The following is a 20,890-nucleotide window of genomic DNA, read 5'->3' as shown; positions in this document are numbered from 1 at the left end:
GAGCGACACGGCGGTACGGGCTACGGGCTACGGGCTACGGGCCCGGAAAGACGGGCACGGACGGCCACTCGATCGACGTCACCCTGCCACTGGGCCCATATGCGGGCAATTGCCCGATCCGTCTTCATAGGGTGAGCCGGGTGACCGATATTTCGCCCTCCTCGACCACCGTCCCCCACGACACCCCGCCGCTCTCCGTCGACGTGGTGCTGCCCTGCCTGGACGAAGCCGCCGCCCTCCCCCGGGTGCTGGCCCGCATCCCCGCAGGCTGGCGCGCGATCGTCGTCGACAACGGTTCGACCGACGGCTCGGCGGAGGTGGCGCGTTCGCTGGGCGCCACCGTCGTGCACGAGCCGCGACGCGGCTTCGGGTCCGCGTGCCATGCGGGACTCGCCGCCGCCGAGGCGGAGTTCGTCTGCTTCTGCGACTGCGACGACTCGCTCGACCCCGGCCTGCTGCCCTCGTTCGTCCGACGGGTGGCCTCGGGCGACTGCGACCTCGTGCTGGGGCGCCGCCGCCCCGAGGGGCGCGGCGCCTGGCCGTTGCACGCCCGGCTCGCCAACCTCGCGCTCGCCGTGATGCTGCGGCGGCGTACGGGGCTGCGGCTGCGGGACCTCGGCCCGCTGCGCGCGGGACGCCGGACGGACCTGCTGGCCCTCGACCTCACCGACCGCCGCAGCGGATATCCGCTCCAGATGGTGGTGCGGGCCTCCGACTCCGGGCTCCGGATCGCCGAGGCGGACGTCCCGTACCGCCCCCGTACCGGCAGGTCCAAGGTGACCGGGACCTGGCGGGGCACCTGGCACGCGGTGCTCGACATGCGGGCCGTACTGCGCGAACCGCCGCTCGCGCGCGACTCCGTGCGGACGGAGTCCTGTCGATGACCCCGTTCGTACCGGCTTCCGCAGCCGGCGCCGCGCTCCCCTCCGGCCCCACCACGCTGCTGGTCGTCGCGAAGGAACCGGTTCCCGGTCGCGTCAAGACCAGGCTCACCCCGCGGTTCAGCCCCGAGGAGGCGGCGGAACTCGCCGCCGCCTCCCTCGCGGACACCCTGCTCACCGTGCTCTCCCTGCCGGCCGCGCGCCGGGTCCTCGTCCTGGAGGGGAAGCCCGGCCCATGGCTCCCCCCGGGCATCGAGGTGGTGCCGCAGTGCTCCGGCGGGCTGGACGAGCGGCTCGCCGCGGCGTTCGGCGGCTGCACCGGTCCGGCGCTCCTCATCGGCATGGACACTCCGCAGATCGAACCCCCGCACCTGGCGGCCGCGTTGGCGCCGGACGGGTGGGACCGGTGCGACGCCTGGTTCGGCGAGGCGGAGGACGGCGGGTTCTGGGCCCTGGGGCTGGCCTCCCCGGACCCCGCGCTGCTGCGCGGCGTGCCCATGTCCGTACCCGAGACGGGTGCGGTGCAGCGCGCGCGGCTGCTCGCCGCCGGGCTGACGGTCGGTGAGCTGCCGCGCCTGCGCGACGTGGACACGGCCGAGGACGCGGTACGGGTCGCCGGTCTCGCGCCGCACGGCCGGTTCGCCGCGGCCCTGGGCCGCCTGGACCGGGCAGCGGCCCGATGAGCGCCTCCCAGGCCGCGAGCAACCTCTCCTGGGCCGCCGACCCGTACGCGAACGCCCTGCGCTCCGGGCGCGGACCGCTCTTCCTCCGCCGGACGGACGGGCTGCTGATGGAGCTGGACGTGGAGCGCTGGTGCCTGAAGGCCGACGACGCCGACCTGTCGGCGCTGCGCCGCTGCGAGGGCCCGGTGCTCGACATCGGCTGCGGACCGGGCCGTCTGGTGGCCGCGCTCAGCCGGCGGGGGCACCGGGCGCTCGGCATCGACGTGAGCGAGGCCGCCGTGGCCCGTACCCGCGGTCTCGGCGGATGGGCGCTGCGGCGCAGTGTGTTCGACCCGCTGCCGGGCGAGGGGCGGTGGGGCACGGTGCTGCTGGCGGACGGCAACATCGGCATCGGCGGCGATCCGACCGTCCTGCTGGAACGCGTGGCGGCGCTGCTCGCCCCCGGTGGCCTCCTCATCGTGGAGACGCACCCGCTCGACCTGGACGAACGGTCCGAGGTCCGTCTCCACGACGGAAGTCCCGACCCCGGGAGTCCCGGCCCCGGGAATCCGGACCCCCCGGAGCCGTTCCCGTGGGCCCGGCTGGGGACCCCGGCCCTGCTGCGCCACGCGGCCCCGCAGGGCTGGCTGGTGGCCGATCAGTGGGAGTCGGACGGGCGGCCCTTCGTCTCGCTGCGCCGCAGGGGCTCTTGGCGGCTCCCCCGCCACGCGGACAGCGTGAACCAGAGCGCCGAAAGCGCGAAGAGCACTCCGGTGACGAGGAGCCAGTTGCCGAGGAAGACGTCGACGGAGAGCCCGGTGTAGCGGTCGTACCGCTCGGAGAGCCGCGCGATCAGCGGGAACTGGACCAGCAGGAGCAGCAGGGAGAGAAATGCCGGTACGCGTACGAAGTTGACCGGACCACGCCGGAAACCGACCGGGCCCGACCGCGTCCCCAGCGCCTCGCGCAGGGCGCGGTCGGCCGTCGAGTAGACGGGCAGCAGGACGAGGTCGTGGACCACCGCCGCCCCGGCGAACCAGAGCACGATCCGCAGGGTCTGTCCGTGCAGGAGCCGGACCCCGGCGTACCCGGTCAGGGCGAAGGTCGCGGCCAGGAGCAGCAGGTGCAGCGGCCCTTCGCCGTACCCGCGCCGGAAGAGGCCGGCGGCGCGGGAGCGGGTGCGCGGACGTGCCGCCGTGGTCCCGCTCCCGCTTCCGCCCGCGTCCGCTCCGGCGCCCCCGGCCGTCTCCCGCTCCCGGCCGGTCACAGGGCACCGAAGGTCAGGGCGCCGACCCACTTGGTGTTCATCACACCGGGCGCGGCCGGCACGATGATCCGCGCCGGATAGCCGTGGTCGGCCGACAGGGGCACGCCGTTGACCTCCAGGGCGAGCAGCGAGCGGCCGTCGCGCACCTGGTTGTCGCGCAGTGCCGCCTCGCGGAAGGAGCCGGTGCGCTGTACGGATTCCACGAGGACGCCCGGGGGCCGGTCCGGGAATCCGGCGATCGCCGCCAGGTCCCGCAGCGGTACTCCGCGCCACCACTGGTCGGAGGTGGACCAGCCCTCCACGCAGGCGATGGGGAGCGCCGCGCTGTGCTGGTCCATCGCGAGGAGTTCGTCCCGGCTGAAGCGGAAGGTGCCGGCCGGTCCGCGTACGGTCAGGCGCCAGCCGGGTCCGACGTCGACGGGGCGGATGTGCACGGAGGCGGCGGTCTTGTTGATCTGGAAGCCGTCGGGCCCGCTGCCCGGGTCCTCGACCCCGTGCGGGGTGAGCAGGGCGGTGGGACGCAGTACGTCGGAGCTGCGGCCGGCCGTGGTGGCGAACAGGACCAGTGATCCGGCGCCCACCATGGCGAAGGCGCCGCGCCGGGAAAGCGTCGGCGGGGCGGGGGCCGGTGCGGCGAGGGTGTCCTTCTCCCCCGCCGGGATTCCGTCGCGCAGGACACGTACCGCCTGCGGGAGCTTGAGGGCGGTGTGGCTGAGGAAGCCGGCCAGGAAGACCCACGCTCCGTAGAAGTGCAGCCGGTAGAAGGAGCCCGGGAAGACGTACTCCAGCTGGATGTTGAGGAGCCCGGTGACGAACTGGAAGAGCGCGCCGCCGACCAGCAGCACGATGGAGAGGCGTTCCAGCGCGTGGCCGGCGGAGCGGACCGGCGGGAGTGCGAAGAGCCGGGGGATCACCGACCAGAGCTTGGCGAGGAGGACGGGGACCAGCACGGTGCCGAGGGTGACGTGGACTCCCTGGGTGAGCCGGTAGAGCCAGTGCGGGCCGGTCGGCCAGGAGAACAGGTAGAAGCCGAGCAGCCCCTTGTCGGGTGTCTTGTCGTTGACGGCCGCGAGATCCGGGTTGTACGCGGCGTAGGAGAGGAGTCCGGTGACCGCCACCAGGGTCAGCCCGACCAGGAGGACGAGGCCGAGCACCGCGGTGAACCGGGCGCCCCGCAGGGGGCTGCGCCAGAAGTCCGGGCGTGTCGGTCCGGGCAGTGCGGAGAGGCGTTGCATGAGGTCACCCATGGTGCGACGGTAGGGCGGAGGCCTCGCGGGTCCGGGGACGCGGCTCCCGGCGTGCGGGCGGGGTCACCCCGTCGAGTGGCCCGCGTGCCCGGTAACGCGTGCGGCGGCCCGGTCGGCCCGAGGAATCGTCCGCCCGCGGCTTAGCGTGCCGGGGTGAGGACCGAGGAGCGCGCCGGACGCGCCGGAGGAACGGAAGCAGCCCCGGGCCGGCCGGGAACGGTGGACCGCGCGGGGCGCCGTGACCTGACCGCCGCCGCCTGCGCGGCGGTGCTGGTCGCGGTGGCGGTGCTCGTCGGCTGGGCCGTGAACGGGGACGGCACCCTGTACGCGGGGTGGCCGCCGCTGATCGCGTCGTGGGACCCCCACGTCGGGCCCGGCACACCGGCGGCGCTCGCGCTGGCGGTGCTCGCGGTCGCCGTCGGCCACAGGGTGGCCGTGACGACGCGGTGGCGCGGGCTGCTCGTCCTGTCCTGGGCGGTCTCGGCGGCGTGGATCTTCTCGCTCGCGATGGTCGACGGCTGGCGGAGCGGGTTCGCCCTCAAGCTGACCAGCCGTCACGAGTACCTGGCGGGCGTCGCCGGGTTCCACGACATCGGCGCCGCCCTGCGTACCTTCGAGGACCACATCGTGATGGGCCGGCCGGGCAACTGGCCGACCCATGTGGCCGGGCATCCGCCGGGCGCCACTCTGCCGTTCGTGCTGCTGGACCGGATCGGTCTCGGCGGGGCGGTGTGGGCGGCGGTCTGCTGCGTCGCCCTCGCGGCGACCGCCGCGGCCGCCGCGCTGGTCACCCTGCGGGTACTGGTCGGTGAGGAGTTCGCGCGGAAGGCGGCGCCGTTCCTCGTCCTCGCGCCGGGGGCGATCTGGGCGGGTGTCTCGGCCGACGCCGCGTTCGCCGCGGTCGTCGGCTGGTCGATGGCTCTGCTCGCGGTGTCGGCGACCCGCGCGACCCGTCTGCCGGGCCCTGCGGCGGCCGGGTCGGGCCTGCTGTTCGGGCTGGTCTGCTACCTGAGTTACGGGCTGCCGCTGACGGTCCTGCTGCTGGCGACCGTGCTCGTACTCACCCGCACCGCACGCCCGTTGCCCGCGTTCGCGGCCGGATCACTGGTGGTGCCCGCCCTGTTCACCCTGGCGGGGTTCCACTGGTGGGAGGCGTATCCGCTGCTGGTGGAGCGGTACCACCAAGGGGTGGGCGGCAAGCGGCCGTACGCCTACTGGGTCTGGGCCAACCTCGCCACGGTCACCGTCTCGGCCGGACTGGCGACCGTGGCGGGCCTGCGCAGATCGGCGGTCGCCGCGCCCGGTGCCGTACGGGCGCTGCGGACGGGCCGGCCGCTCGGCGGGGCACAGCGGCTGGCCGTCCTCACCCTGGCGGCGGCGCTGGCCGTCGTGGCGGCCGACCTCTCCGGGATGAGCAAGGCGGAGACGGAGCGCATCTGGCTGCCCTTCGTGCTCTGGCTGCTGCCGGCCGCCGCCGCCCTGCCCGACCGTCACCGGCGCGGCTGGCTCGGCGCCCAGGCGGTGCTGGCACTCCTGGTCAACCACCTTCTGCGGACCAGCTGGTGACACCTTTTCAGAAGATCGTCTCGGCGGGCAGGCCTCTCGCTTCCGTCACTGCGCCGGCTTCCATCCCAGGGCCGGTCCGAGGACGGTGGCCATGTCGTGGAGGATCTGGACGTAGTCCTCGTGCTCGAAGCTGAACGGCAGCGCGAACGCGACCTCGTCAATCTCCCGGAACGCGGCGTGGGCGTGGAGCTGTTCGGCGAGCTGCTCCGAGGTACCGACCAGGTCGGGGGCGAACACCGCGCGCACGGGTCCCTGCGGGGCGGCCGTCCGGGGCGCCCGACTGCGGGCGTACTCCTCGTACTTGGCGCGCTGCGCGGGGGTGGCGGAGTCGGTGGGGACGACGACGAGACCCTGGGAGACGCGGGCCCGTTCGCCGTCGGGGTGGTGCTCGCGGAAGGTCCGGATGTGGGAGAGCTGGAGCTCGGCGAAGTCCGGTGATCCGGCGGTGTCCTCCGCCTTCACCACGCTGCTCGTCAGCAGGTTCATCCCGTTCTCGCCGGCCCACCGGGCGGAGCGGTGGCTCGCGGCGCCGTACCACATGCGGTCGGCGAGCCCCGGGGAGTGCGGTTCCACCCGGTCGGAGAAGACTTCGATCCCCTCGGTGCCGCTGAAGGCGGTGGCCCGCTCGCCGCGGACGAAGTCGAGCAGCCGGCGGGCCCGGTCGTGGCCGAAGTCCTCGTCGGCGGCGGTGGCCGGGTAGAGCGCGTCCTTCACCTGGTCGAAGTGCGCGGGAGGTCCCACGCTGACGCCCGGCTCCAGGCGGCCCCCGGACAGGACGTCCACGGTCGCCAGGTCCTCGGCGAGGCGGAGCGGGTTCTCCCAGCCGAGCGGGACGACGGCGGTGCCGAGGTGGATGCGGCTGGTGCGCTGGGTGGCCGCCGCGAGGACGGCGACCGGTGAGGAGATGCCGTACTGGAGGTGGCGGTGCCTGACCCAGGCGCTGTCGAAGCCGAGCTGCTCGCCCAGTTCGATGATGCGCAGGGTCGACTCGTGGCCGGCGCGGGGGTTCGAACCGTCGAAGAGGCCGATCGTGAGGAACCCGAGTTTGCGCAGCGGCTTCGAGGTGGGCGGCACGAGTTCCTCCGTCGTCGTTCGCGGTTCCCGCCGGACGGCGGAACGGGCTCATTCTTGCAGCTGGGGCCCCGCGAAAGGTGGCGGCAGTGTTGCGGGACCGCGTACCCGGCTCCTCCGCGGAGAGCCTCCCCACTAAACGACAGGTGTTGATTAATGCTGATGGCGGGGATACGTTGCAGAACATGAGTCACCCAAAGGGGGATACGACCGATATTCGCATCCTGCGCAGCAGGCGCAAGCTGCACGACTCCGTGCTGGAGCTCGCCGCCGCGCGGCCCATCGAATCGGTGTCGGTAGCGGACGTGACACGCGCCGCGGGACTCAACCGCACGACCTTCTACAACCACGCGAGCAGCCCGGCGGACGCCCTGGAGCAGGCGCTCTTCGGTGACCTCGACGCCATGCGCCGGGTGCTCACCGAGATCGCGGCGGACCGTTCCGTACCGCTGGACAGGGTGTGGGAGGAGATCACGCGGGACTTCCTCGGCTGGTTCGACCGGTACGAGGACATCTTCACCACGGGCCTGCTCGACGGGCGGAGCCCCGTCCTGACCCGCCTGCTGAGCCACCACTTCACGGCGTCGATCGTCTCCCTGCTCGACACCCGGCCCTCGCTCGTACCGGCCGGTCTGGCCCGGGACGAACTCGCGCTCGCCGCGTACAGCCGGTTCGTGGGGTTCGGCATCATCGGCGTGCTCCAGACATGGCTGGAGTCCGCCCCGCCACGCGATCCGGACGCGCTCGCCCGGATTCTCTTCAGCGTCCTGCCGGAGTGGATGACCCATCCGTCGGACCTGCACCATCCAGAGGAAGAAGCACCGACATCATGAAGGCGTCAGTCGTCAGCGGGCTCGGCCAGGAATTCAAGGTCAGGGAAGTCGACATCGCGGACCCGATCGGCCGTGAGGTGCTCATCGACGTGAAGGCTTCCGGCCTGCGCCACTCGGACCTCAGCGTCGCCACCTTCATCGAGGGCTCCAGGGCCGGATGAGCCTGGACGACCTGGTGTCCCGCGAGATCTCGCTGGACCAGATCGACGAGAAGTACGAGTCCCTCAAGGACGGCAGCACGGCCCGCGTGGTCATCACCGACCTGTCCTGAACCGGCCGCGGGACCGGACCCCCCTCACGGGACCGGACCCCTCACGGGACCGGATCGCACGCACCGTCCCGCACACGCCTCCGCCCCGGCCGGGTGAACCCTGGCCGGGGCGGAGGCGTCGGTGCCGTGGGTGGGTGCGAGCACTCAGGCAGAGCGGGCACCCACCCGGGCGAACCTGATCAGGCGAGGGTCGCGATCGCCTGGTTGAAGGTCGCCGACGGGCGCATGATCGCGGCGGCCTTCTCCGGGTCGGGCTGGTAGTAGCCGCCGATGTCGACCGGGGAGCCCTGCACCGCGTTCAGCTCGGCGACGATGGTGTCCGCCTGCTCGGTGAGGGTCTTGGCCAGCGGCGCGAACGCCTCGGCGAGCTGGGCGTCGGCGGTCTGCGCGGCCAGCTCCTGCGCCCAGTACAGGGACAGGAAGAAGTGGCTGCCGCGGTTGTCGATGCCGCCGAGCTTGCGGCTCGGGGACTTGTCCTCGTTCAGGAACGTACCGGTGGCGCGGTCCAGGGTGTCGGCGAGGACCTGGGCGCGGGCGTTGCCGGTGGTCACCGCGAGGTGCTCGAAGCTGACGGCCAGGGCGAGGAACTCACCGAGGCTGTCCCAGCGGAGGTAGTCCTCCTTGACGAGCTGCTGCACGTGCTTGGGGGCGGAACCGCCGGCGCCCGTCTCGAAGAGGCCGCCGCCGTTCATCAGCGGGACCACGGAGAGCATCTTGGCGCTGGTGCCCAGCTCCAGGATCGGGAAGAGGTCCGTGAGGTAGTCACGCAGGACGTTGCCGGTCACCGAGATGGTGTCCTCGCCGCGGCGGATGCGCTCCAGCGAGAAGGCGGTGGCCTCCTCCGGCGACTTGATCGAGATGTCCAGGCCGTCCGTGTCGTGGTCGGCGAGGTACGTCTTCACCTTGGCGATGAGGTTGGCGTCGTGCGCACGGGTCTCGTCCAGCCAGAACACGGCCGGAACGCCGGTGGCGCGGGCGCGGGTGACGGCCAGCTTGACCCAGTCCTGGATCGGCAGGTCCTTGGTCTGGCACATGCGGAAGATGTCGCCGGCGCCGACGGTCTGCTCCAGGACGACGTCGCCCTTGGCGTCGACCACGCGCACGGTGCCGGTGACCGGGATCTCGAAGGTCTTGTCGTGGCTGCCGTACTCCTCGGCCTTCTGCGCCATCAGACCGACGTTGGGCACGGAGCCCATGGTCGACGGGTCGTAGGCGCCGTTGGCGCGGCAGTCGTCGATGACGACCTGGTAGACACCGGCGTAGCTGCTGTCCGGCAGCACGGCGAGGGTGTCGGCCTCGTTGCCGTCCGGGCCCCACATGTGGCCGGAGGTGCGGATCATGGCCGGCATGGAGGCGTCGACGATGACGTCGCTGGGGACGTGCAGGTTGGTGATGCCCTTGTCGGAGTCGACCATCGCGAGGGCCGGGCCCTCGGCGAGCTCGGCCTCGAAGGATGCCTTGATCTCGGCGCCGCCCTCGGGCAGGGAGTCCAGGCCCTTCAGGATGCCGCCGAGGCCGTCGTTCGGGGTGAGGCCGGCCGCCGCGAGCACGTCGCCGTACTTGGCGAAGGTGTTCGGGAAGAAGGCGCGGACCACGTGGCCGAAGATGATCGGGTCGGAGACCTTCATCATGGTGGCCTTGAGGTGCACCGAGAAGAGGACGTCCTCGGACTTGGCGCGGGCGAGCTGCGCGGTGAAGAACTCGCGCAGCGCGGCGACGCGCATGACGGCGGCGTCGACGACCTCGCCGGCCAGGACCGGTACGGAGTCGCGCAGCACGGTGGTGGAGCCGTCGTCGCCGACGAGCTCGATCCGGAGCGAGCCGTCCTCGGCGATCACGGCGGACTTCTCGGTGGAGCGGAAGTCGTCGACGCCCATGGTGGCGACGTTCGTCTTCGAGTCGGCCGTCCAGGCACCCATGCGGTGCGGGTGGGCCTTGGCGTAGTTCTTGACCGACGCGGGGGCGCGGCGGTCGGAGTTGCCCTCGCGCAGGACGGGGTTGACCGCGCTGCCCTTGACCTTGTCGTACCGGGCGCGGACGTCCTTGTCCTCGTCGGTCTGCGGGTCGTCCGGGTAGTCCGGGAGGGCGTAGCCCTGCGCCTGGAGCTCGGCCACGGCGGCCTTGAGCTGCGGGATCGAGGCCGAGATGTTCGGCAGCTTGATGATGTTGGCGCCCGGCGTCTTGGCCAGCTCGCCCAGCTCGGCGAGCGCGTCATCGATACGCTGGTCGGCCGTGAGGCGCTCCGGGAAGCTGGCGATGATCCGGCCCGCGAGGGAGATGTCGCGGCGCTCGACCGTGACACCCGCGGTCGAGGCGTAGGCCTCGACGACGGGCAGGAACGAGTACGTCGCCAGCGCAGGGGCCTCGTCGGTGTGCGTATAGATGATGGTCGAGTCAGTCACCGGGTGCTCCGCTCCACGTCTGCAACATTGCTTGACATCAAGATATCTCGTGACCGGTCCGGTCTCCACAAGGGACCCCGTACCCGTGCGGTGGCGGGGTCCCCCGTGGCGGGTCCGGTCAGGCTTCCCGGGCGGTTTTCCTGCCGCTGAGCAGGGCGTACAGCAGGAGCGAGGAGGCGAGGCCGACGGCCCAGCCGTAGTCGGCGAGGGGCTTCAGGAAGGGGACGAGCCCGTCCTCGGGGAAGGGGCCCGCGCCGGGTGCGGAGTGCGAGCCGCCGACCGCGAGGAGTCCGCCGACGAGGAAGGCGGCGACGGCCCGCCAGTTCCATCCGCCCCGGTACCAGTAGCGCCCGCCGGGTTCGTACAGGTCCGGGAGGTCGAGCACCGTGCGGCGGACGTACCAGTAGTCGGCGATGAGGATGCCCGCCACCGTCCCCAGCAGGCCGCCCACCAGGCCGAGCCAGGTGTAGATGTACAGCTCGGGCGTCTCGGTGAGCTTCCACGGCATCATCAGCACGCCGACGACCCCGGTGACGAGCGCCCCGGTGCGGAAGTTGATCAGCTTCGGTACGACGTTGGCGAGGTCGTACGCGGGCGAGACGACGTTGGCCGCGATGTTCACGGAGACGGTGGCGACGAGCACCGTCACCAGGCCGAAGAGGAGGCCGAAGACGTTGTCGGTCTTGGCTACGAGCTGGACCGGGTCCCAGATCGCCTCCCCGTACACGGCCTGCGAGCCGGAGGTGACGAGGACGGAGAGCAGGGCGAAGAACGTCATGGTGGTCGGCAGGCCGAGCGTCTGCCCGCGGACCTGCGCGCTCTGGCCGGCGCCGAAGCGGGTGAAGTCGGGGATGTTGAGGGAGAGGGTGGACCAGAAGCCGATCATGCCCATCAGGGCCGGGAAGAAGACGGGCCAGAAGTCGCTCCCCCAGCCGAGCTCCGAGGGCTCATCCAGCAGGGGGCCGAAGCCGCCGGCTTTGACGGCGATCCAGATCAGCAGCACCACCGCGCCGACGATCACGAAGGGCGCGGCCCAGCTCTCGAACCGGCGCAGGGTCTCCATGCCCCGGTGGATGATGGCGAGTTCGAGGGCCCAGAAGAGGACGAAGCAGAGCCAGAGCGTCCACGGCTGGCCGCCGATCCGGGAGGCGTCGGCCCAGCCTCCGAATATCTTGCCGAGCAGCGTGAAGACGCCCACCCCGCCGATCCAGGTCTGGATGCCGAACCACGCGCAGGCGACGGCGGCCCGGATCAGGGCGGGCAGGTTGGCACCGCGCAGCCCGAAGGAGGCGCGGGCCAGTACGGGGAACGGAATGCCGTACTTGGGTCCGGCGTGCCCGGTCAGCAGCATCGGCAGCAGCACGATCACATTGGCCAGCGCGATGGTGAGGACGGCCTGCTTCCAGTCCATGCCGAGGGCGACGAGTCCGGAGGCGAGCAGCCAGGACGGGATGTTGTGCGCCATCCCGATCCAGAGGGCGGCGAAGTTGTACGTGGTCCAGGTGCGCCGCTCCACGGGGACGGGGAGCAGGTCCGCGTTGACGTAGGACGGGTGGCCGAGGACGCCCCCGGGGCCGGGGTCGGCCTGGGCCGACGGGTCGGTTCCGGTGGTGCCGGGCGTCTCGCCCGGGGGCGGCGGGGTGGGCGGGGTGGATGGGGTGGGCGGGGTGGATGGGGTGGGCGGGGTGGTTGCTGTCATGCGGCTGGACCCTTCGCTCGGGGGTGGTGCCGTGCGGGGCGCGGGGGTCCCGGGCCGGGCTCGGCGCGGGGCCCGGGACATACGTACAGCCGGTGCGGGTGGGCGGTGCGGGGTACGGGCAGGTGCGGGAGGTGTGCGGGGGTCAGCCGGCGAGGGCGGGGATGACCGTCGATCCGTAGGCGTCGATGGTGGCCTCGCGGGCGTCGTGCATGTCGTAGACGGCGAACTGGTCGACGCCGAGGTCGCGCAGGGCCCGCAGCTTCTCGATGTGCGCCTCGGCGGGGCCGAGCAGGCAGAAGCGGTCGACGATCTCGTCCGGCACGAAGGCGGTGTCCGGGTTGCCGCTGCGGCCGTGGTGGCTGTAGTCGTACCCGGAGCGGCCGGCGATGTACGCGGTGAGGGCCTCGGGCACCAGGCCGGAGTGCTCGCCGTACCGGGAGACCAGGTCGGCGACGTGGTTGCCGACCATGCCGCCGAACCAGCGGCACTGCTCGCGCGCGTGGCCGAGATCGTCGCCCACGTAGGCCGGGGCGGCGACGCAGATGGTGACGGAGTCCGGGTCGCGGCCCGCGTCCGCCGCGGCCTTCCGTACCGCCTTGATCATCCACTCGGTGAGGAACGGGTCCGCGAGCTGGAGGATGAATCCGTCGGCCTTCTGCCCGGCGAGCGCCAGCGCCTTGGGCCCGTACGCGGCCATCCAGACCGGGAGCCTGCCGTCCTTCACCCAGGGAATGCGCAGCGGCTGCCCGTCGACGGAGGCCTCGCGCCCCTCGGCGAGGTCGCGGATGACGTCGATCGCCTCGCCGAGCCGGGCCAGCGTGTTGGGCCTGCGGCCGGCGACCCGCATCGCGGAGTCGCCCCGGCCGATGCCGCAGACGGTCCGGTTGCCGTACATGTCGTTGAGGGTGGCGAAGGTGGAGGCGGTCACCTCCCAGGTGCGGGTGCCCGGGTTGGTGACCATCGGGCCGACGATCAGGCGCTCGGTGTGTTCGAGGATGCGGCTGTAGATGACGAAGGGCTCCTGCCAGAGCACCGCCGAGTCGAAGGTCCAGCCGTACCGGAATCCGTTGCGTTCGGCGCGGCGCATCAGGCCGACGACGGACGAGGCGGGCGGGTCGGTCTGGAGGACGAGTCCGAAATCCATGTCGCTGCTCCCTGGTCCAGTGCGCGAAGACGGCGCGCGGGGCGGACGGCCGTGGCCACCCCGGCCGGTGAACATCCGCCCCCGTAAGGCGAGTTCGCCCGGCAGGGCGGGAGGACCGACCCGGCGTCCGGCACCGCGGGCACGCTGCCCGCGCATGACGTTCTCCGGCGGAATCCTTCCATATCGGACCATGCCGACCCTGTACCGCGGCGCCTCGGACGCGAGTCGCGGAGCGATGATTCTGGACCGCTCGCGGCACCTTGGGAAGAGGCAGTCGGAGGGAGGCGGAGGCGGGTGGTGCGGCCCGGACCGCACCACCCGCTCCGGCACTCAGCAGTTCGGGACGCCGGGGAGCCAGCTGGCGGCGTTGTCGATGTAGATGTTGGAGATGTATCCGCCGTAGTCGGGCAGGTAGGACCAGGCGTCGTTGCTGTAGCCGTTCGACTGGACGAGCTGCCCGTGCACCTGGCACTGCACCCGTACGGTCGTGGGCCCGGCGAGCTGGGCGACCCGGGTGGACGTGCTGGTGGCCTGCTGGCGGATGTTGACGTCGGTGCCCCAGGTCGGGAAGGACTTGGTCGCGGCTCCGGCGCCGGTCCACAGGTATTCGACGGTGACGTAGCCGTTGTTGTTCAGGCCGATGTTGTAGAAGGTGCCGTCGGCGAGGTCGATGCCGGCCGGGTTGAGCACCTTGCGGCCGGACCCGTCCAGGCCGCCGTTGTATCCCTCCAGATAGGCGGCCTGCGCCTCGGGCTTGCCCTGCGGCAGGTCCTTGAAGGACTCACGGGTGGAGGAGAGGTTCCAGTAGTCGTCCTTGGTGTTCCACGGGCCGACGTCCCATACCGGGGCAGTCTCGCAGCGGGCGGGGCCGCAGACCCTGACCGAGTACTGGGTGCTGCCCTTCGGGGAGAGGCCGCGCCGGGACGGCAGGGCCACGAAGTGGTCGTTGGCGACGATCACGTGGCCGTTGGCGGTGGTACCGCCCACCAGCCCCTCGCGGGTCGCGTAGACCGTGGTCGTGAGGGAGGCGGCGGCCGTCACGGACCGGGGCGCGTCGACGTCGAGTTCGGCGCTCAGGGACAGGGCGCGGAGGCTCGGCGCGGCACCGCCGGGCGCGGAGACCAGCACGATCCGGGTCTGCACCCGGGTGACCGCCCGGGGCAGCACGGCGGGGGCGTCGGCGCGCGCCTCCCGCCATTCGGTCCACCGGCCGAGTCCGTCCTGCCCGCGCACGTCGACCTCCACCGCGGATCCGGCGGGAAGGGCGGCGTCGACCTGCGGGGTGATCCGGTCGACGGCACGGTCGAGTTGGCGCACGGGGAGGAGGACCGCACCCTGACCCCGCGTGGAGCGCGCGGAAGCGGGCCGTGCGTTCCGGTCGCGCAGGCGCAGAGTGCCGTCGGCGCGGCTGACGTTGGTCTCGTCCCCGGTGGGAGCGGTCAGGTCCGCCCGCCAGCTGACACTGCCGAGCGGGGCGTCCCCCGGGGCGGCGTCGCGGGCGGCTGCGGGACCGGCGGCGAGCGAGAGGGCGGCGACGGCCAGCAGGGAGACGAGGGCGGCGGGCCCGCGGCGGTGGAGGAGCGCGGCCGGGCGGGAACCCCGGTCGCGGCGTGCGGATCCGGGCAGGGCGGTGGGTCTCTGGTCGCGGCGCATGATGCGCCTCCTTCTCGGTGGGGGCGGGGAAGGGTCGCAGGTGGTGGAGCAGGCAGCGGGGTACGCCCGGAAGGGTGCTGCCGGGTGGGTGCTGCCGGTGTGCGGCGTGGTGCCTGTGTGCGGCGTGGTGCCGAGGGGGACGACGGGCGCGGACAGCGGCGCCGGGGCCGGCGGCCGGGGCCTGGGCGGCGCCTTCGGCGGGGCCCGGACGCACCGGCCCCGGGGCCTGGTGACGATGTGACACGTGAACGCCACGGTGGTGCGGGCGGGGGCGCCGCGCAAGCCATTCGTTCCTGGTCGAAGGAGGCCGCCCGGCGCTTGTCAGCGGGACGGCGTCCCGCTACCTTCCGCCCGCTCCCGCGCCCGCCTCTCCGTACCGGCACCGCGCGCACCGGGGCCGTGCTCCGTACCTGCGACGGTCCGGCGTCGTCGGCGTCGGGGAAGCCGGGACGGCCCCGGTCGGCGACACGCAACGCTTCGTCGTGGGCAGGTCCGGCGCGTGTCCGTCGGCGAGCCGCGGTGGGGCGGCCACGAGCCGACCGTGCTGCTTCAGGCGCGGAGCCCTGGTCGCCTCACTGTCAGTCCTCCGTCGCGGGTGCGGGCTCGCGGGCGACCCAGCTCGCGAGAAGACCGAGCGCCTCCTCGGAGGCGGAGTCGGGGGGCGCGGTGTAGACGTTGAGTCGCTGGCCGGCGTCGCCGGCGAGGTCGAGCGCCTCGTAGTCGAGTTCGAGGAGTCCGACGAACGGATGGTGGAAACGCTTGCGCCCGGAGCGGTGGTAGCGGACGTCATGGGCGGCCCACCGACGGCGGAAGTCCTCGCTGCGGGTGGAGAGCTCCCCTATCAGCGCGGTGAGCCCCTTGTCGTAGGGGTCGCGCCCGGCCTCGGCGCGCAGATACGCCACGCAGTCGTTGGCCACCTGATCGTGGTCGACGAAGAAGTCCGCGGCGGCCGGGGCGAAGAAGCAGAAGCGGGCGCTGTTCGGCGGCTCGCCGGGGGTGTGGGCGGCGGCGTGGTCGTAGAGCGGGCTGTACAGGGCGCGGCCGAGGTCGTTGGCGGCCAGGATGTCGAAGCGGCCGTTGCGCAGGTAGGACGGCATCGGCATCTGGTCGAGCATGCGCTGGACGGTCGGCCGCACCCTCGCCTTCGCCGGTGCGCGCCTGGGGGCGCGGGGCGTGGCCGTACTCGCGGTACGGACCAGCCGGAAGAGATGGTCGCGCTCGGCCTCGTCGAGCTGGAGGGCGTGCACCAGCCCCTCCAGCACGCCCTCGGAGACGCTGCCGACGGTGCCGCGTTCGAGGCGGGTGTAGTACTCCACGCTGATCCCGGCCAGCAGGGCGGCCTCCTCGCGGCGCAGCCCGGTGACGCGGCGGCGCTCCCCGTACACCGGCAGGCCGGCCTGATCGGGGGTGATCTTGGCCCGTCGGCTGGTGAGGAACGCGCGCAGCTCGTCCCGCGGGCTGTTGCGGCTGGAGTCGTTGAGGGCGGCCATGTCTTTCACGCTACGTCCCCGAGCGGAATGTGGGAGTCCCTGCCAGTACCCCGTTAGACAGTGCCTGGTACGCCTGTGCGGGAAGTGGCGAAATGGATGACATGACGACCTCGACCCGACCACTCACCAGCCCGCGGAACACGCGGGCGGAGAAACCCGCACACCCGCGGGCCATCCTGGCGATCATCCTGGTCAGCTACTTTTTGATCCTGCTCGACAACTCCGTCATCTTCACCGGCCTGCCCTCGATCGCCTCGTCGATGAACCTCGACGCGGGCGGCCTGGCGTGGGTGCAGGACGCCTACACGCTCGCCTTCGGCGGGCTGCTCCTGCTGGGTGCGCGGCTCGGCGACCTGCTCGGCCGCCGCCGCGTCTTCGTCGGTGGCCTGGCGGTGTTCGTGACGGCCTCGTTCCTGATCGGCGTCTCACCGGCCGGCTGGTGGCTGATCGCGGCCCGCGCCGTGCAGGGCGTCGGCGCGGCGGTCGTCGCACCGTCCGCCCTGTCTCTGCTGACCGCGAGCTTCCCGGCCGGTGAACAGCGCTCCCGCGCCGTCGCGTGGTACGCCGCCACCGCCGGGATCGGCTCAAGCGCCGGCCTGCTGGTGGGGGGCGCCGCCGCGGAGTGGATCTCGTGGCGGGCCGGGTTCTTCATCAACGTTCCGCTCGGCATCGCGATGGCGGTGCTGGCGCCGCGCTACCTTCCCGTCCAGCAGCCCAAGCAGGGCCGCTTCGACCTGACCGGTGCCCTCGCCGCGACCCTGGGAACCGGCGCGCTGGTGTTCGGGATCATCGAGTCCGCCGAACGGGGCTGGTCCAGCCCCCTCGTCGTCACGGCGCTCCTGGTCGCCGCCGCGGTCCTGACCGCGCTGGTGCGCCACGAAGCGCGCGTCCCCCAGCCGATCATGCCGCTGAGGCTGTTCACCGACCGGCGCCGCTGGGGTGCGTACGCCGCCCGGTTCCTCTACCTCGGCGCGATGATGGGTTTCTTCTTCTTCACCACTCAGCTCATGCAGGACGTGCTCGGTTTCACGGCGTTCCAGGCCGGCCTGGGCTTCCTGCCGATGACCGCGGTCAACTTCGCCGTCGCCACGCTCATCCCGCGCGTCGTGCGCCGCTACGGTGACGCCTCCGCGCTCGTCGCCGGCGTCGCCCTCACCCTGGCCGGGATGGCCTGGCTGGCACAGGTCGACGCCACCAGCACCTACCTCACCTCCCTCGCACTGCCCATGGTCCTCATCGGCCTCGGCCAGGGCCTGGCCTTCGCTCCGCTGACGAGCTTCGGCATCATCGGCGTGCGAGCGCGGGACGCCGGAGCCGCGAGCGGCCTGGTCAACGCCGCGCACCAGCTCGGCATGGCCACCGGACTCGCCGTCCTCGTCGCCGCGTCGGCGAAGGCCGGCGGCCTCGCCACCGGCATATCGACCGCCCTCACCTGGGGCACCGGCCTGCTCGCCCTGTGCCTGATCGTGGCCCTCACGATCATCGTCCCGGCTCAGCGAGCACAGAACGCCGCGAACCGACAGGAGGTCCGGGCATGAAGCGCATCCTGATCATCGGCGGCACCGGCAGTATCGGACGCCTCGTCGCCACTCGCCTGGTCGAGCTGGGCCACCGGCCACGCGTACTCACCCGCGACCCCGACCGCGCCCGCCGGTCACTGCCCGCCGCCGTCGAAGTGACGGCAGGCGCCCTGGCCGACCCGACCGCCCTGAGCACCGCCGTCCAGGGCATCGACGCCGTCGTGATGACCCACGGCGCGCCCTACGGGTCCGGCGACTACGCCGCGGTCGACTACGGCGCCGTGCCCGCGGTGCTCGACGCGCTCGACGGACATCGCGTGCCCGTGGTGCTGATGAGTTCCATCGGGGTCACCGCCACCGGCGGGCCGTCGCGCGAACTGCTCGACTGGAAGCGCCGCGGCGAGCGGCTCCTGCGGGCCGGCGGCCTGCCGTACACGATCGTCCGGCCCGGCTGGTTCGATGCCGGCGACGGCCCCCTCCAGCGCGCGGACCTGCGCCAGGGCGACCGATCCGAGTACGGGCCCGTCCGCCGCGACCACGTCGCCGAAACGATCGTCCAGGCCCTCCTGACCGAGTCCGCGACGGGCAGGACCGTGGAGGTCTTCTCCGCCGACGGACCGGCCCTCACCGACTGGCCGGGCGCTTTCCGGGCAGCCGAACCCGACCGCCCCGGCGACCTCGACGGCGCCCGCGACCGGCCCGGACCACACCTGCGTACAGAACCCGAGCGAGTCCGCGCCGACCTGCGGCGCCTCGCCCCCCACCCTCCCCGACACCGAAATCTGAGGAAACAGTCATGAAGGCAGCCATCTTCCGAGGCGAGAAGCACATCGAGCTCGGCGAACGCCCCGACCCCACCCTCCAGGACACGACCGACGCCGTCGTCCGCGTCGTGCGGGGCTGCGTCTGCGGCTCCGACCTCTGGTACTACCGCGGCATCAACTCCCACAAGGTGGGCAGCATCGGCCACGAGTACATCGGCGTCGTCGAGGCGGTGGGCGAGGACGTGCGCGACCTGGCGGTCGGCGACTTCGTCATCGCACCCTTCACCTACAACGACGGCACCTGCCCCGCCTGCCGGGCCGGCTTCGAGTCCAACTGCACACACGGAGGAGCCTTCGGCAACGGCGACACCGACGGCGGCCAGGGCGAGAAGGTCCGCGCGCCCTTCGCCGACGCGACCCTCGTGAAGGTCCCCGCCCCCGCCGACGGATTCACCGACGCCCAGCTCGCCTCCTTCACCGCGCTCTCCGACGTCATGTGCACCGGCTACCACGCCGCCGTGAGCGCGGGCGTGAAGCCGGGCGACACCGTCGCCGTCGTAGGTGACGGCGCGGTCGGCCTCTCCGGCGTGCTGGCCGCCAACCTCCTCGGCGCCACCCGGATCATCGCGCTGAGCCGCCACGCCGACCGGCAGGCCGTCGCGAAGGAGTTCGGCGCCACCGACATCGTCGCCGAACGCGGCGACGACGCCGTCAGGGCCGTCCTCGGTCTCACCGACGGCGCCGGCGTCGACGCCGCGCTCGAATGCGTCGGCACCGACCAGTCCATCGAGACGGCCGCCGGCATCGTCCGCGCCGGCGGCATGATCGGCGCCGTCGGCGTCCCCCTCTACGAGAAGTTCGCGTACCAGACCCTCTTCTGGAAGAACATCGGCATCAAGGGCGGTGTCGCCCCCGCCCGCCACTACATCCCCGAACTCCTGCAGCACGTCCTCGACGGCACGATCAACCCCGGGCGCGTCTTCGACCACACCACCGACCTCGACCACGTCGCCGACGCCTACGCAGCCATGGACGAACGCCGCGCGATCAAGTCCCTCCTCACCATCAGCCAGCCGTAACCGAACAGACCACACCCGCCCGCCGAGGTGGCCAAGAACCGGTTTCCCACGCACCGGCCGGGACCTCGTCTCCCCACCGTGACGTCGGACGACTGGGACCGGCGCCGCCCCGGCCGCCGGTCCCATGAACCACAGCGTCGGCGTACGCCGACGCTGTGGACGGTTCACCGGAACCACTACATCTGACATGCATGCGTCACCTCCGCAATGCGCGTAGAGTTCCGCCGGGCGGGCGCCGACGAACGCCCGCGACCACCGGGGGTGGGCCGTGCTGCGGGTGGAGTTCACGCACCAGGAGCTGGCCCGACTGCGTCTCGCGCCGGACGTGGACCCGCTGTGGGAGGCCGCGCTGAGCCTGCATCTGCTCCAGAACCGATCGGCACCCCTGACGTTCGACCCGTGGCGCCGCGAGGTGAGCGCGGCCCTGCGGGTGGCCGGGCTCGTCCCCGCGACCCGCACGCTGATGCGGCTGTGCCCGGACCGCTCGTACTTCCCCGACTTCCTGACGCCAGGTCGCGGGGACACCGATCTCGACGCCGGGCTCGAACGGCTGCTCTCCACCCCCCGGCCCCGTCTGCGCGCCGAACTCACCCGGCTGTACGCGCACACCGGCCACCCCGTACCCACGGCCGTACGCCCTCTGGCCGACGGCTGCCCCCGGGCGCTGCGCCGGCTCGGCTCCGCCCTGCGCGCCTACCACCGGGTGGCGGTCGAGCCCTACCTCGGGGCGATACGCGCACAGGCCGAGGCGGACCGGACCGCGCGCGCCGAAGCCGTCCTCGCCCACGGCGCGGAGGGCCTCCTCCTCGGCTACGACGAACTGCCGGGGTGGCGCTACCGGGACCGCACCCTGTCGGCGCCGTACCCGAAGGACCGCGAACTCGCTTTACGGGGACGCACCTTGACGCTTCTGCCGGCCTTCTTCTGCGTCCGCTCCCCGATCACCCTCGCCGACGAGGAGCTGCCTCCCGTGCTCGTCCACCCGCTCTCCCCCGCGCCCGGCTGGCTCGAACGCCGCCACCCCGGCGGCGGCGCCCCGGCGGCGCAGCTCATCGGCGCCTCCCGCGCGGAGCTGCTGCGGATCCTGGACCGCCCGATGACCACGATGGACCTCGCGGCGGCGCTCCGGCTCGCACCGTCGACCGCCAGCAGGCACGCCACCGTGCTGCGGGAGGCGGGGCTGCTGCTCTCCCAGCGCCAGGGGGTCCGGGTGCTCCACCACCGGACCCGGCTGGGGCGGGCGGTACTGGAGGGGGCGCTGCGGTGAGGCCCGTACGAACCGTCGCCGTCTCCCCCAGGGCCGCACCGCACCGCCCTCCGGCCCACGGCCCCACCCCCGTG

At 72.7% G+C, this 20,890-nt stretch carries 17 protein-coding genes; 10 read left to right on the top strand and 7 right to left on the bottom strand.

Going from position 1 to position 20,890, the window contains the following annotated elements; all coding sequences use genetic code 11:
- The first annotated feature begins 149 nt into the window (after positions 1-149).
- From OHA55_RS28080 to OHA55_RS28070, 3 genes are read left to right on the top strand one after another with little or no spacing between them, the layout of a single operon-like run.
- Positions 150-884 (top strand): glycosyltransferase family 2 protein, encoded by a 735-nt coding sequence (locus OHA55_RS28080; protein ID WP_266712449.1) that lies wholly within the window; start codon positions 150-152, stop codon positions 882-884.
- Positions 881-1,564: a DUF2064 domain-containing protein gene (locus tag OHA55_RS28075; protein ID WP_266711534.1), complete on the top strand. Its 684-nt coding sequence runs from the start codon at positions 881-883 to the stop codon at positions 1,562-1,564. The genes OHA55_RS28080 and OHA55_RS28075 overlap by 4 nt, the downstream gene beginning before the upstream one ends.
- A complete protein-coding gene (locus OHA55_RS28070; protein WP_266711532.1) occupies positions 1,561-2,367 on the top strand; it encodes a class I SAM-dependent methyltransferase in 807 nt (268 codons plus the stop codon). Before OHA55_RS28075 ends, OHA55_RS28070 begins: the two co-directional genes overlap by 4 nt.
- A gap of 439 nt (positions 2,368-2,806) precedes the next feature.
- Here the strand turns inward: OHA55_RS28070 and OHA55_RS28060 are convergent, their stop codons facing one another.
- Positions 2,807-4,057 carry a molybdopterin-dependent oxidoreductase gene (locus OHA55_RS28060; RefSeq protein WP_266711530.1) on the bottom strand — a complete coding sequence of 417 codons (1,251 nt, stop codon included), beginning with the start codon at positions 4,055-4,057 and terminating at the stop codon, positions 2,807-2,809.
- A 219-nt stretch (positions 4,058-4,276) separates the two neighbouring features.
- Between OHA55_RS28060 and OHA55_RS28055 the strand changes: the two genes are divergently transcribed.
- Entirely contained in the window at positions 4,277-5,623 is a 1,347-nt protein-coding gene (locus OHA55_RS28055; RefSeq protein WP_266712447.1) for a hypothetical protein, read from the top strand.
- Positions 5,624-5,668: 45 nt separating this feature from the next.
- Here OHA55_RS28055 and OHA55_RS28050 read toward each other — a convergent pair whose 3' ends face one another.
- Positions 5,669-6,697, bottom strand: coding sequence for an LLM class flavin-dependent oxidoreductase (locus OHA55_RS28050; RefSeq protein ID WP_266711528.1), 1,029 nt, complete (start codon positions 6,695-6,697; stop codon positions 5,669-5,671).
- Positions 6,698-6,879: 182 nt separating this feature from the next.
- Between OHA55_RS28050 and OHA55_RS28045 the strand changes: the two genes are divergently transcribed.
- Positions 6,880-7,527, top strand: coding sequence for a TetR/AcrR family transcriptional regulator (locus tag OHA55_RS28045; RefSeq protein ID WP_266711526.1), 648 nt, complete (start codon positions 6,880-6,882; stop codon positions 7,525-7,527).
- The gene (locus OHA55_RS28040) at positions 7,524-7,688 is read left to right on the top strand and encodes a hypothetical protein (RefSeq protein ID WP_266711524.1); all 165 of its coding nucleotides are present in this window, start codon (positions 7,524-7,526) and stop codon (positions 7,686-7,688) included. The genes OHA55_RS28045 and OHA55_RS28040 overlap by 4 nt, the downstream gene beginning before the upstream one ends.
- Positions 7,689-7,977: 289 nt before the next feature.
- On the opposite strand, the gene OHA55_RS28035 is transcribed toward OHA55_RS28040, so the two are convergent.
- From OHA55_RS28035 to OHA55_RS28015, 5 genes are all read right to left on the bottom strand, one after another.
- Positions 7,978-10,200 (bottom strand): NADP-dependent isocitrate dehydrogenase, encoded by a 2,223-nt coding sequence (locus OHA55_RS28035; RefSeq protein WP_266711522.1) that lies wholly within the window; start codon positions 10,198-10,200, stop codon positions 7,978-7,980.
- Positions 10,201-10,318: 118 nt separating this feature from the next.
- Positions 10,319-11,899, bottom strand: coding sequence for an NCS1 family nucleobase:cation symporter-1 (locus OHA55_RS28030; protein ID WP_266711520.1), 1,581 nt, complete (start codon positions 11,897-11,899; stop codon positions 10,319-10,321).
- Between the two features lie 142 nt (positions 11,900-12,041).
- Complete coding sequence (locus tag OHA55_RS28025; RefSeq protein WP_266711518.1) at positions 12,042-13,043, bottom strand: TIGR03842 family LLM class F420-dependent oxidoreductase; 1,002 nt, start codon at positions 13,041-13,043, stop codon at positions 12,042-12,044.
- Positions 13,044-13,373: 330 nt separating this feature from the next.
- Complete coding sequence (locus tag OHA55_RS28020; protein ID WP_266711516.1) at positions 13,374-14,696, bottom strand: hypothetical protein; 1,323 nt, start codon at positions 14,694-14,696, stop codon at positions 13,374-13,376.
- A 578-nt stretch (positions 14,697-15,274) separates the two neighbouring features.
- On the bottom strand, positions 15,275-16,186 hold the full coding sequence (locus OHA55_RS28015) for a helix-turn-helix transcriptional regulator (RefSeq protein WP_266711514.1): 912 nt from the start codon (positions 16,184-16,186) through the stop codon (positions 15,275-15,277).
- Positions 16,187-16,287: 101 nt separating this feature from the next.
- Here OHA55_RS28015 and OHA55_RS28010 point away from each other — a divergent pair, with 101 nt between their 5' ends.
- From OHA55_RS28010 to OHA55_RS27995, 4 genes are all read left to right on the top strand, one after another.
- Positions 16,288-17,724: an MFS transporter gene (locus OHA55_RS28010; RefSeq protein ID WP_266711512.1), complete on the top strand. Its 1,437-nt coding sequence runs from the start codon at positions 16,288-16,290 to the stop codon at positions 17,722-17,724.
- Complete coding sequence (locus OHA55_RS28005; protein WP_266711510.1) at positions 17,721-18,506, top strand: SDR family oxidoreductase; 786 nt, start codon at positions 17,721-17,723, stop codon at positions 18,504-18,506. The genes OHA55_RS28010 and OHA55_RS28005 overlap by 4 nt, the downstream gene beginning before the upstream one ends.
- The gene (locus OHA55_RS28000) at positions 18,503-19,549 is read left to right on the top strand and encodes an alcohol dehydrogenase catalytic domain-containing protein (protein WP_266711508.1); all 1,047 of its coding nucleotides are present in this window, start codon (positions 18,503-18,505) and stop codon (positions 19,547-19,549) included. The genes OHA55_RS28005 and OHA55_RS28000 overlap by 4 nt, the downstream gene beginning before the upstream one ends.
- A gap of 277 nt (positions 19,550-19,826) precedes the next feature.
- On the top strand, positions 19,827-20,816 hold the full coding sequence (locus OHA55_RS27995; protein WP_266711506.1) for a helix-turn-helix domain-containing protein: 990 nt from the start codon (positions 19,827-19,829) through the stop codon (positions 20,814-20,816).
- Positions 20,817-20,890: the final 74 nt, after the last annotated feature.

This window comes from Streptomyces sp. NBC_00102 (genome assembly GCF_026343115.1).
GTDB lineage: Bacteria > Actinomycetota > Actinomycetes > Streptomycetales > Streptomycetaceae > Streptomyces.
This window is presented reverse-complemented; position numbering and strand designations above follow the sequence as displayed.